11 protein-coding genes are annotated in these 12,995 nt (G+C 29.0%); 7 read left to right on the top strand and 4 right to left on the bottom strand.

Annotated features, from left to right (window positions below):
• Positions 1–65: 65 nt before the first annotated feature.
• On the top strand, positions 66–974 hold the full coding sequence (locus tag HR065_RS00175; protein WP_178733902.1) for a hypothetical protein: 909 nt from the start codon (positions 66–68) through the stop codon (positions 972–974).
• An 88-nt stretch (positions 975–1,062) separates the two neighbouring features.
• On the opposite strand, the gene HR065_RS00170 is transcribed toward HR065_RS00175, so the two are convergent.
• Positions 1,063–2,448: an ATP-binding protein gene (locus HR065_RS00170; RefSeq protein WP_178733901.1), complete on the bottom strand. Its 1,386-nt coding sequence runs from the start codon at positions 2,446–2,448 to the stop codon at positions 1,063–1,065.
• A 442-nt stretch (positions 2,449–2,890) separates the two neighbouring features.
• Between HR065_RS00170 and rpsP the strand changes: the two genes are divergently transcribed.
• The 6 genes from rpsP (at position 2,891) to HR065_RS00140 (ending at position 6,997) form a co-directional block, all read left to right on the top strand.
• Complete coding sequence (rpsP, locus tag HR065_RS00165; protein WP_178733900.1) at positions 2,891–3,139, top strand: 30S ribosomal protein S16; 249 nt, start codon at positions 2,891–2,893, stop codon at positions 3,137–3,139.
• An 80-nt stretch (positions 3,140–3,219) separates the two neighbouring features.
• The gene (trmD, locus tag HR065_RS00160; protein ID WP_178733899.1) at positions 3,220–3,972 is read left to right on the top strand and encodes a tRNA (guanosine(37)-N1)-methyltransferase TrmD; all 753 of its coding nucleotides are present in this window, start codon (positions 3,220–3,222) and stop codon (positions 3,970–3,972) included.
• A gap of 33 nt (positions 3,973–4,005) precedes the next feature.
• Positions 4,006–4,362: a 50S ribosomal protein L19 gene (gene rplS / locus HR065_RS00155; protein WP_178733904.1), complete on the top strand. Its 357-nt coding sequence runs from the start codon at positions 4,006–4,008 to the stop codon at positions 4,360–4,362.
• A gap of 130 nt (positions 4,363–4,492) precedes the next feature.
• Positions 4,493–5,740: a tyrosine--tRNA ligase gene (tyrS, locus tag HR065_RS00150; RefSeq protein ID WP_178733898.1), complete on the top strand. Its 1,248-nt coding sequence runs from the start codon at positions 4,493–4,495 to the stop codon at positions 5,738–5,740.
• Positions 5,741–5,785: 45 nt separating this feature from the next.
• Positions 5,786–6,247, top strand: a complete 462-nt coding sequence (gene sufU, locus HR065_RS00145) for a Fe-S cluster assembly sulfur transfer protein SufU (protein WP_178733897.1) — start codon at positions 5,786–5,788, stop codon at positions 6,245–6,247.
• A 30-nt stretch (positions 6,248–6,277) separates the two neighbouring features.
• A complete protein-coding gene (locus HR065_RS00140) occupies positions 6,278–6,997 on the top strand; it encodes an RNA methyltransferase (RefSeq protein ID WP_178733896.1) in 720 nt (239 codons plus the stop codon).
• 110 nt (positions 6,998–7,107) lie between these two features.
• On the opposite strand, the gene ftsH is transcribed toward HR065_RS00140, so the two are convergent.
• From ftsH to HR065_RS00125, 3 genes are all read right to left on the bottom strand, one after another.
• Positions 7,108–9,009 carry an ATP-dependent zinc metalloprotease FtsH gene (gene ftsH / locus HR065_RS00135; protein ID WP_218644370.1) on the bottom strand — a complete coding sequence of 634 codons (1,902 nt, stop codon included), beginning with the start codon at positions 9,007–9,009 and terminating at the stop codon, positions 7,108–7,110.
• 2 nt (positions 9,010–9,011) lie between these two features.
• On the bottom strand, positions 9,012–11,318 hold the full coding sequence (locus HR065_RS00130; protein WP_178733895.1) for an AAA family ATPase: 2,307 nt from the start codon (positions 11,316–11,318) through the stop codon (positions 9,012–9,014).
• An 18-nt stretch (positions 11,319–11,336) separates the two neighbouring features.
• Positions 11,337–12,995: hypothetical protein (locus tag HR065_RS00125; RefSeq protein ID WP_178733894.1), on the bottom strand; the 1,659-nt coding region annotated here is incomplete at its 5' end.

Genomic DNA, 12,995 nt, shown 5'->3' with positions numbered 1-12,995 from the left:
AAAAAAAAAAAAAAATAGTATAATAAGGACATATTTTATAGAAAAGAAAGAGGCAAAATAATAATATGAATTCAAATAATCAATTATTTCCGCAAAAACAAAAAAATACGAAGAAAATCATTATCATATCGTTGATTTCTTTGGTAGGGTTAATTTTAACAATTGGTTCCATTTTTTGTATTGTTTCCTATCGAAAAGAAAATAAAAACAAAGAAAATAATGCAAGAAATAAAACAATGGAGCCAACTACAATACGAGAAGCACAACAATTTTTGGACGAGATAAAAAACCAAATAATATCCAACCCAAATCTAAACGCGCAACAACGACAAAATGTAGAAGGAATAATAAATGGATTAAAAACTTTTACAAAAACAATGCCAATCGAACCTTTACAACAAATACAAAGAAATGTTGAAAATTTATTGCAAAATAGCGACGGCGATTCGCTATCGAAATCGAACCTTAAAAAAAAGTTGGAGAATGAGTTTAACCCTCAACAAATACAATTGTTGAAAGGCTTGTTTAAATTTCTCACAAAGGTTAAAGCCAAGATTCCAACGCCGCATCAAAACGGTCAACAAACAGTCCAATTAGAAAACATTATATGGGATGTTGTTGAAAATGAATATCTACAACAAAATCCTCAATTTAAAAATAAATTAATCGAAGTAAAGAATTTTGTAACAACTCATTCGCCTATAAAAATCAATCAAATACCTGTTGTAAAAGAACAACTAATGGAAAACATAATTAAAACTGTATTATCAGGCGATTTAGAACAGGCGAAAACACAAGCGAACGAAATAATGCCCACTTTATCCAATTCGATTGATTGGGAGAATGTATACAAATTATTAGGTTATATTGCTACAAATGACGATGAAAAAAATATATTGAAAAAAGCAGGGGAGAACTTAATTAATCAATTACTAAAATTCTATAAAAAAGGACTTTCTAATCCGGCAATTTAAAGAAATTAAAAATACTAAAAAAGATCGCTTCAGAAAGTTGCTTCTGTTAGTGATCTTTTTTTAACAAAGGAACGGTAAAATATCATCTTTAAAGCGAAAACAAATCATCTAAAGTGAATAAAAGATATTTATGCGCGTCAATCTTAGCATCATAACCACTTTTAGAAAAAAAACCAATTTGGGTAATCTTATTTTCAAATTTTTCTTGCAAAATAGCTTTTTTCTCTTCTAATCGGTTAACCGCAGAATAATCAATTTTTTCAATACTCCATTTGCATTCAAAAAGAAAGATCTCTTTATTAGTTTTCTGCAAGATAATATCTATTTCTACATCTTTATTGATTTTTTTATTATTTTCCGATGTGAGAATATTGCCCCAATAACGTCCTATTTGTTGAGAAACAGAAACGTATTTTTTATGAACAAAAGAACGAGCAATCTTTTCAAATTCCCAAGAAACATACTCGTTCAGTTTAGGTTCGATAAATTTAGAATAAAACACTTCTTCTTCTGTAAAGGAAATGGTATTTAGATTAGGTTCAATAAAAGTGAAATAAAAACGAAAGAATTGGTCTTTCATATAGTAAAGAGTTTTTTTAGAATTTTTTCTTTCTCCAAAGGAAAAATCTTTGCCCACTATTCCCATCTTTTCTAATGTGCTAATATAATTGGCGGTAGAACTAGAGGATTTGATATGGCTTTTGTCGCTAATATCGTTCAATTTAGTTGCCCCATAAGCAATACTTTGAAGAATAGCTATATATTTTTGCGGCTTTTGAATTTCATGTTTTAAAATAAAATCCATTTCAGCTTCATTATTTAAAAATGGTTTTAATATGATATCAATGATATTTTGTTTAACGCTTAATTGAGGATTTATTTGACGAAGATAAAAAGGAATTCCGCCGAAAATACTATAAAAAATTATTTTATCTTTTGAACTTATTTGAGGATAAAACAAACTAGCTTCGTTATAATCAAAAGGTTTGATTTTTAAAGCAAAAGTTTTACGACCGTACAAAGGTTTTTGGTAAGATAATTCATTTTCCATAACACCAACATGACTGCCTGACACAATTAATTTAATCATTGAAGCAGGTAAAATATGATCGATTATTTCTTGCAAATCAGAAACAAAACCACTATTGCCTTTTAATAAATAAGTAAATTCGTCTATTATTAAAATTATTTTTTGTTTTTGATCAGCTAAATATTGAAACAATTGTCGGTAACTATCAAATGATAAAGGTTGTTGAAAAAAAACACCTATTGTTTGAGTCAATTCGTGTAAATTTATTTCAACGCTTTTTTCTTTAGCCATAAAATAAATAGCTTGTTTATTCTGTTCCATTATCTTTTGTAGAATAGCCGTTTTCCCGATTCTTCTACGACCATAAAGAATGATAAATTCAAACTTATGAGAATCAATTTTTTCTTGCAAATTGGTTAATTCTTTTTTTCTACCATGAAACATAATAAATTCCTTTTTAAAAACTTTATTGAAATAAACTTTTTTTCAATAAAGTTTATTTCAATAAACATTATATCATTAAACTTGGTTGTTTGTTGATATAATGATTGAGGATGCATGTCTTTTTAGCAAAAAAGATTCTCAATGAACCTTTTTCACTTAACCCATATATAGAAAAAGTCCCATATAAAAGAAAAACGACTTTTTATAACATAAATATTAAAAAAAACAGATGATTTGGTTTATAATATTATTTGTAATAAATATAAATAAAAAAACATCTAAAAAAGTTTTTTTATATGAAAAACTTAAATATAATAAACAATAAAACTTATTATATAATAATATTATTATTTATTATATTTAAGTTATTGACAGATATGGTTTTTTGTTTTATAATTAATGAGATAGAGTATTTTTAAAGAAAGCAGGCTTGGAATAAAAAATGTCAGTTAAAATTCGTTTACAACGTTTTGGTGCTCATAAAAAACCTTTTTATCGTGTAGTTGCTATAACTTCCAAAAACAAAAGAGATGGCAAATTTTTAGAGATTTTAGGAACTTATGAACCATTCAAAAATTTAATTAATTTAGATGTTGAGAAAATTGATAAATGGCGTTCAGTTGGTGGAGAACCTACAAAAACTGTTCAAAATTTATTGAAAAAATACAAAAACAATAATAAACAAGCGTAAAATCAATATTTTTCCTAACCTCAAATATAATATTTTAGGTTAATTGTTGATGTAAGCTAGTTAAAAAGGCTTTTATAAATATGAAATTTGATATTATTACTATTTTTCCTTCTTTTTTTGATAGTTTTTTAAATAATTCTATTATTAAAAGAGCTCAAATGAACGAACAAATTGAGTTTGAAATTCATGATTTAAGAAAATATAGCAATAATAAACACAATCAAATAGACGATATTCCTTATAGTGGAGATGTAGGAATGTTGTTAAAATTTCCGCCTTTTTACGACGCTCTTCAACAGATAAAAACTCATTCTAAAAGTAGAGTAATTTTATTGTCTCCTCAAGGGAATGTATTGACTCAACAAAAAGCTGTTGAATATGTCCAAAATTTTTCTCATTTAGTGATTTTATGTGGTAATTACGAAGGCGTAGATGCTAGAGTTTTAGATTATGTGGATGAAGAAATTTCCATTGGCGATTATGTCTTAACTGGCGGTGAAATAGCGGCTACCGTTTTTATAGACGTTATCGCGAGATTAGTTCCTGATGTGATTAAAAAGGAATCTTATTTAAACGATTCTCATCAAAATGGTTTATTAAAATATCCTCAATACACCAAACCGCAAACTTATCAAAATAAATCAGTTCCTGATATACTTTTATCAGGTCATCATGAAAACATTGCTCAATGGCGTGAAAAAGAAAGTTTAAGAAACACTTTTTTAAAAAGACCAGATTTATTAGAAAAAACCACTTTAAATGAGAAACAACATCAATTATTAGAAGAAATTAAAAAAGAAACTAAAAATCAAAAAATCAATAAAAAAGATTGAGAAGATGATTTATTTTATAAAGGAAATTAGAAAATCATGAATTTAAAAGGACAAGAATTACTAAATTCAATTAACGAAAACAATTTAAAAAGTGTTCCTGATTTCAAACCAGGTGATACTGTAAAAGTTTACATTAAAATTGAAGAAGGTAACAAAAAAAGAATTCAAACATTTGAAGGATTAGTTATTAGACGTCAAGGAAGCAACATTTCTGAAAACATTACTGTAAGAAAAGTTTATTCTGGCGTAGGAGTGGAAAGAATTTTCCCAATTCATTCACCTTTATATGAAAAAATAGAAGTAACTCGTCGCGGTATCGTAAGACGTTCTAAACTTTATTACATCAGAAAACTTTCAGCTAAAGCTGCTAGAATTAAAGAAAGAAAATAATTTTTTTTAATTTTAAAAAATAATTTAATAAAAAAGATTTTGAATCATGCAAAAACGAGATTATTTTAATCTCGTTTTTTAAGTTATATAAGAAATTTATTTTTTTAAAAATCATTTAAAGGAGTTAATAATGCTTTTATTTCAAGAATTAAAATGGCGTAATTTAATAAAAGATTGTAGCGATGAGAAAAGATTAGAAGAGATGTTAAATAATGAAACTATTAATTTTTATTGTGGTTTCGATCCTACGGGTAATTCTTTAACTGTAGGTCATTTAGTGCAAATTACAACTATTTTGTTATTACAACAAAAAGGTCATGTTCCGTTTATTTTAATCGGACAAGCGACTGGTTTGATCGGTGATCCTAAAGAAACTGAAGAAAGAAATTTACTTTCTAAAGAAACGATTTATCATAATGTAGAACAAATTCAAAAACAATTAACTAATATTTTATCTCCTCATAAAGTGGAATTTGTTAATAATTATGATTGGATTTCTCAAATAGATCTTATTACCTTCTTTAGGACTTACGGTAAATTATTCAACGTTAATTATATGATCGCTAAAGACACAGTAGCCAAAAGATTGAAAACAGGGATTTCTTATTCGGAATTTTCTTATATGATTTTACAAGCTTTAGATTTTCATCAATTATATAAACATAAAGGCATTAAACTACAAATGGGTGGTTCGGATCAATGGGGAAATATTACCAGCGGTTTAGAATTAATTCGTAAATTAGAAAAAAACCCTCAAGAGGAAAAACCAGTTGGTATGAGTATCCCTTTATTGTTAAACAGTCAAGGGGTTAAATTCGGTAAAAGTGAAAAAAATACTTTATGGTTAGATCAAAAATTAACAAGTCCTTATCAAATTTACCAATATTTCTTAAATACAGCGGATAATGATGTCGTTAATTATTTAAAAACTTTAACTTTGTTAAAACCAACTGTTATTATGGCATTAGAAGAAGAAGTTCAAAAAAATCCACAACAAAGAAAAGCTCAAAAAGAATTAGCTAAAAGTATTGTTACTTTTTTATACGGAGAAGAGACTTTTCAAGAATGTTTCCGTGTGAACGAGATTTTATTCTCTAAAAAACATGTTTTTCAAAAAGAAGATTTTGCGTTATTGCAAAAACACTTAGTAACCGTACAAACTAATGTTGATCTACCTTTAGTGGACGCTTTGGCACAGACCCAATTAACCGCTTCTAAAAATGAAGCTAAAAAAATCATTTCTTCAGGATCAGTGAAAATTTTTAAAAATCCTGTTAAACAAGTGGATTATCTTTTAAGTTCTAAAGATGTTTTATATGATAAATACGTTTTATTAACTAAAAAAAATAAATTTAAAGCTTTAATCGTTTTTAATTAAAAAATAGTCTTTTAATTTATTAGAAAAGAAAGAGTTCTTTTGGTGATGTCTAAACAAGAATTATATCGTCAATTAATCTTAAAGCATTATAAAAATCCCGTTAATATAGGGTTAGAAAAAAATAACCCTCACGCCTGCCTTTCTCAACAAAAAAACGTCTCTTGTGGCGATGAAATAACTCTTCAAGTGACTTTTGAAAAGAATAAGATCGTTAATATTAGATATGAATTACAAGGTTGTTCTATTTTAGTAGCTTCCGCTTCGCTCATGTCTATTCATTTGAAAAATACCACTTTAGAAGAAAGTATCGAACAAATCAATCATTTCCTTAATTTAATAGAAAATAAACCTTTTGATAAAACAGTTTTAAAAAAAGAATTGCATATTTTAGAAAATGTGACCCATTTTCCTGGTAAATTTAAATGCGCCAGTATGCCTTGGACTTTATTGTTAAAAATGATTCAAGAACAGAAAAACACTCTTCTTAATCGCAAGTCATTTGATTGATTAAAAATATATCTAAGAAAGAAAATAACCATGATTTTATCTAAAAAAAATCCTAAATTTAAAAAATTAAAAAAATTAGCTTTAAAAAAATATCGTGATTTATACCAAGAATTTTTAGTGTTTGGCGAACATTTAGTTGAAGAAGCTTTAAAAAGTGGGGTTGTTTTAGAATTGTATACCACTAATACCGACCAACACGAAGGCGTTTTGATGGAAGATTACTTAATGAGAGAATTGAATAAAAATAAAGTTTTATATTCTCAAGTAGCGGTTTGTCAAATGAAAAAAAATGTTTTACAAAGTGATAAAATTTTAGTCTTAGATGATGTTCAAGATCCTGGTAACGCTGGTACATTGTTAAGAAGCGCTAGTGCTTTCGGTTTTAAACATGTTTTTTTCAGCGATAAAAGCGTTGATTTTTATAACGAAAAAGTGATCGCCGCTACTCAAGGAGCTTTTTTTAATTTATTCTTAGAAAGAGGCGATACCATCGCTTTTTTAAATAATTTACAAGCAGATAACACTTATATTTTCAGTTCTTCTGTTAACGAAAAAAATATTGATTTAAAAGAATTAAACCAAGCCTTTTTACAAAATAAAAAAAGAGCTTTAGTGGTAGGAAATGAAGGATCCGGCATTTCTCAAGAAGTCAAAGATCTTTCGACTTATTTTATCAATATTGACACATCTTCGGTAGAAAGTTTAAACGTTAATGTTGCTGGAAGTATTTTGATGTATTTGTTGAAATAAAAGTTTTATTCCTTTTTTATACTAAAAATAATCTTTATTTGATAAAAATTTTCTCAATATAAAAAGAACCCTTTTATGGGTTCTTTTTATATATATGTTTGTGTTCAATATTATTTTTTATTTGATATCACTTTTTTGTTTTTAGGTCCTACTTTATCTTTTGTTTTAATAGTTTTATCTTTTTCTGGATTAATAATTTTATCTAATTGATCTTTGGTGATAGTTTCTTGTTCTAATAAAGTATCAGCTATTTTATCTAATAAAGGTTTATTTTCTTTCATTATCTTTTTAGCTTCTACCATACATTCATCAATAATTTTTTTAATTTCAGCATCCACTAAAGGTTTATGAACTGAAGCATTATTGTTGTTTTGCATGGGTCCTAAATCAGACATCCCTAATTTAGTGACCATTTGAGTAGCTATGCGAGTAGCGGATTTAAAATCACCATAAGCCCCTGAAGAAATATCATCAAACATTAGTTCTTCCGCGGCTCTACCGCCTAAGAAAGAAACTATATTAGCTAACATACGTTTTTTAGAAGAAAAAATGGTTTCTTTTTCAGGCAACATCAAATTATAACCACCAGCATCTCCACGAGGAATAATAGTGATTTTCTGTACTTTAGGAGCATGTTTTAATTTAATTCCAATAACAGCATGCCCCGCTTCATGATAAGCCACCATTTTTCTTTCTTCTTCGTCATATTTATTAGACTTTTTAGCTGGACCCATCATTACTCGATCGATCGCTTCTTCTATTTCTGTTAATGTGATAATATCTTTTTTGTTTCTCACGGTTAGAATAGAAGCTTCATTTAAAACGGAAGCTAATTCAGCTCCACTAAAACCGGGCGTTTGTTTCGCTAATTGAGCGAAATCTACTTCAGGAGCGATTTTTTTATTTTGAGCGTGAACTTTTAAGATGGCTTCACGAGCTGTGATATCCGGCAAACCAACCGTGAAATGACGGTCAAATCTACCTGGCCTTAATAAAGCGGGATCTAACATATCTTTGCGGTTAGTAGCACCGATAATAATAATCCCTTTAGAAGCGTTAAAACCATCCATTTCCGTTAATAATTGGTTTAAGGTTTGATCAGCTTCATTACTATTACCACTATTTCTTCCGCCTCTTGCCATTCCTAAAATATCGATCTCATCAATAAATAAGATACAAGGAGCATTTTGTCTTAATTCTTTAAAAAGATTTCTAATTTTTAAGGCTCCCATACCAACATATAATTGCACGAATTCTGAACCAGAAGTAGCATAGAAAGGCACACCCGCTTCGCCAGCAACCGCTTTAGCTAATAAAGTTTTACCAGTTCCGGGTGGCCCTTGTAATAAAACTCCTTTAGGGACAGAAGCACCCATGGTTTCATATTTTTTCGGCTTTTTTAAAAAATCAATTAATTCTTTGAGTTCTTCTTTTTCTTCTTCATTACCAGCCACATCTTGAAAAGAAATGAGTTGTCTTTCCCCTTCTAAATTAGCCGCACTGTTGGTACTGCCTTTCATACGTTTACGGTCTAATAAGTTAGAAATAATATAAACTGGCCAAATGAACCCTACTAAAGCGGAAAAGACAGTTAGAGTCGGCATAATTAAACCAAAACGGATATCAGTCGGAATTTTTTCTAAACTTCTATCATGTCTTCTTTCAAATTGGACCTGTTTAATTTGATTTAATGTTAAATCATCAATCGTTTTAGTATAATAAATCTTACCATCTTTCGTTTTTATCACTATTTTTTGACGGTGATTTAATTTTAAAAAAGCTCTGATACCATTGGCCTCAATAGTTTCTTCGCATTCTTTAACGTCGCCGTCTCTTAAACGGTCTAAAATAAATTGAGGTTCTTTTTCTTCTCCTTTTTGAGTTAAATCCGGATAATATTCAAACAATAAGAAAGTCGTTATCGTCAACAAGAGGGTTGATAAAATCAAGTACCATCTCTTTTTTCTTTTATTATGGGGTTTTTTATTGTTGAAAGTTTGAGTAGAAGCCATAATTAAACCACCTTCCTGTTTCTTTTTTTAATGATAAAAACTGCAATCCATAAAACAAAACTTACAACGCCAACCCCAATTGCTAACCAAAAAAATAGAGATAAATTTTTTTGCGAATTATTCTTATTATTAGCAGCAAAAGGATTTGTGTTTAAAGGGTGTTTTTGTACCAATTCCAACATAGTATTTTTATCAATATTTTCATCTTTTAGCAATTTATTTTGAATTTCTTTCGTTAAAGCAAAATTATTTTGAATATTTATTTTCGCCTTATTATACGATTCATTCAACAATTTATTACAATTTTCATAAAAAACATGATCTTTACTAGGGAAAGTATTATAAGAAACGTAATGGTTATCTTCGAGTCCATGATTATAAACCGTTTCTTCGATAACTTTTTTCGCTTCTTCTAAATCTTTTTGTGATTTAGTAGAAACTGAACCGATTAAAACTTCTTCGGCTGCTCTACCAGCTAATAAGAATTTAACTTTTTCTAACAATTGTTTCCTTGTTTTTACATTGACGAATTTTTCAGCATAATTATGAGCTGCAGGATTGTTAAACAAGGCGACAGAGTGTTTGTAAAAATGATTAGGTTGTTGAAGGTATTGGAGTAAAACATGTCCTGCCTCATTAGCTGCCACCATTTGCTGTTCTTCTTCTGAATAAGTGCGTTGAAGATCTTTTTTGCCGAAAAGATTTTGATCAATGCTTTCCATGATGTCTTGTTCTGTGATTTTAAAATCTTTATCAATCAGATACTCTTTTAATTTATAAAATACTTTTTCTAAATCTTCTCGACTTTTGTTTTGTAACGTTACTTTTTCTTCTAAATCGCGGGAAGTAACATTTCCATGAAGAACTTTGTTATATTCTTGAGGATCAATTCTACCTTGATAAGTTGAAATGTAATCCACATAATAATCTTTTTCATTCGGAAAAAGGAATTTTTTCATTTGATTCGCAATTTTTTCTAAATCAGTGAAACTATAATTTGACATTTTTTGGTCATTGTTGAAATCAGCGTTTTGATCAATTCTTCCAAAAATTAAAGAATTTTTTTGTTCTGAAGATAATAAATCATATTTAGTTTGGATAAAATTAACTAAATATTGTTTGTTTTTCTTTTGAATTACATTAATTTTTGTTTCATTCACTACTGTTTTAATGGTTGCTCCGCTAAAATCATTAGCTTTATCTGCTAAATTGACATAATTGACCTCTTCTTCAAGTTTATTATCTTTTTGCAATTCTTTTAAGAAATGTTTGAATAATAGTATTTTATCGGCTTGATTAGGCAAACCAACATAAATCTTGCGATCTAGACGACCGGCTCTCGTCAAAGCTTCGTCTAAAAGGTCATCTTTATTAGTCGCCCCTATAACTACTACATCTTCGTTAGATTCTATTCCATCAAGTAGAGTTAATAAAGTGTTGACCATTGTATTATGATCTAAACCGGATGCTTGAGTATCGCTAGTCCTTTTGGTCGCGATAGTATCAATCTCATCAATAATGATTATACAACCTTTCCCGCTGGAATTCGCCTTATCATTAGCTTCTTGAAATGTTTTCTTTAAAAGTTCTTGACCTGCTCCTACGCTAGATTTAATAAAATTAGGCCCGTCGGCGATAATATAAGGCACTTCTGCTTCATTAGCTAAAGCTTGCATTAAGATAGTTTTTCCTGTTCCTGGAGGTCCGTACAATAAAACTCCTTTAGGCGCTTTAGCTTTATATTTTTTATATAAGTTTTTGTCTTTAAAATACATCGCTATTTCTTTTAATGAGTCTTTAGGGTTGTCTAAACCGGCCACATCATCGAAAGTTATTTTTGTTTTTTGTTGGAGTTGTTGTTTGTTTATATTAGTGATTGTATCTCCGCCACCTTTTTGACCTTCAAAAAGATAAATTTTTTTCACTCCTGATGATTGATTTATCAATTGTTCATAAGTATTAATATCGTTATTCCTTGTTCCTCCGTCAAAATACACCAATAAATATATTGGTGTACTTAGGTTTTTGTTATCGTTTTCTATCCATTTGTCGAAAACAACTTGATTATCAACTTCGCTTTGAGAATTATAATAAATTTTATTATCAGAAGGATTGTTTAGATGAAAAGCAGTATTTGGTTTTATTTTATGCAGTTGTTCTAAAATTTTATCATAATAGATAACTTTATTGTCTGAATTTCTAACCACCTTATATTCTTCTTTATCTAAGGCGTATAAAAAAGGCGTAAAAAAGATAAGCATTATAAGTAATATAAAGATGCGAAAGTGAGATTTAATTTTGGAAATCATGTTATTTGTTTGCCTTTCTTAAGATTGTCGAGGAGTCCCGTCGTGGTTATAATGGATCATTTGTCTTGTCCCATTTGAAGCATTTATTTCAACAGTATAAGTTTCTGGATTATCCCAATCAACTTGATTATCGCCTGTATATTTGAATTGTTCAATTATGTCGTGTGAATCATTGAATCGTCTGGTCATAGTTTGAGCATGCTTCCAATCAATGTTACCTTCCGAATCATATTTGTTATATTTAATTGTGTTGCCGTATTGATCATATTCAGCGGTAAATGTTTTTTCATGAGTCCAATGAGTTTCGCCACCTTCTTTATATTTTAAATATTTAATTGTGTTGCCGCGAGGATCATATTCAGCGGTAAATGTTTTTTCATGGGTCCAGTTTTTTTCTCCATTGTCTTTGTATTTGAAAAGAGCAGTTTGTTTTTTACTTATCGGATCATATTCAGCCGTTAGCGTATCGGAATGATCCCAATGGGTAACGCCACCTTCTTTATATCTTAAATATTGAGTCACATTATCATTCTCATCATATGAAATAGAAAAAGTTTGTTCATTTGTGTGATCAACGGTTTGATCATCGTTATAACGTGTCTTTTTAATTATTTTTCCTTGTTGGTTGTATTCAATTTCTATTTCAAAATCTCCATTTGTTTTATGAAGGAAAGTTTTCTGTTTAACATTATTAGGACCGTATTGAGTAGTATAAGTGTCTGCATTAGTCCAATCTATAGTGCTGTCTGACTTATGTTTACGTATTACAACAACATTGTTATTATATTCAGCGGTTAAACTACGAGTCCAATCAACTACATTTTGATGCGAATATCTAAGCAATTTTGTTTGTTTTCCTTGAGAAATATATTCAGCAGTATAAGTTCTATCGTCTTCATAATGTATTTGACCGTTGTCGTTGAACTTAGTTTGTTTGACTATATCGCCATTTTCATTATATTCGGTTTCTAATTCTACAGTGCCGTTATCTTTGTATTTGAATTGTTTAATTTTATTGTTGTTATCATCAAATTCAAAAGTGAAAGTTTCTTCATTTGACCAATCAATCTCGCCATTGTCTAGATGTTTAAAAACGCCGGTTATATTGCCTCGTAAGTCGTATCTGATAGTTCCTGTATCAATATGAGACCAATGGGGTTGATTATCATCTTTATATTGTAAACGTTTAATTATTTTACCATCTGCATTATATTCTGTTTCGACATCGAAATTGCCGTTTGCTTTATATTTGAATATTTTTGCTCTTTTGCCGTTGTTATATTCTGCTTTTAAAGTTCCGGAGTTATCCCAATGAATTTGTTTTTGTCCATTGTCGTCATATTTGTATTGAAATGTATGTATTTGGTTTCCGTTATCATCGTATTGAGCAGTATAAGTTCCTTCGTGAGCCCAATCTATATCGCCGTTGTCTTTATGTATAAACATTCCTGTTTTTTTTCCTTGTGTGTTATATTCAGCGGTATAAGTTTTTTCATGGTTCCAATCGGTTATTTTTTGCCCATCATCGTTATATTTAAATTTTAAATATTGAAGTGTTTGATTATTATCATCATATTTAGCTTCAAAAACTTTTTCATGAGTCCAATTTACTTGATGGTTTCCTTCATCATCATATTTATAATAATAACATCCAGTTTTATTTCCTCTTTCGTCAAA

This window comes from Candidatus Phytoplasma pruni (assembly GCF_013391955.1).
GTDB lineage: Bacteria > Bacillota_I > Bacilli_A > Acholeplasmatales > Acholeplasmataceae > Phytoplasma.
The sequence above is the reverse complement of the archived record's forward strand: the minus strand, read 5'-3'. Positions and strand labels throughout refer to the sequence as shown.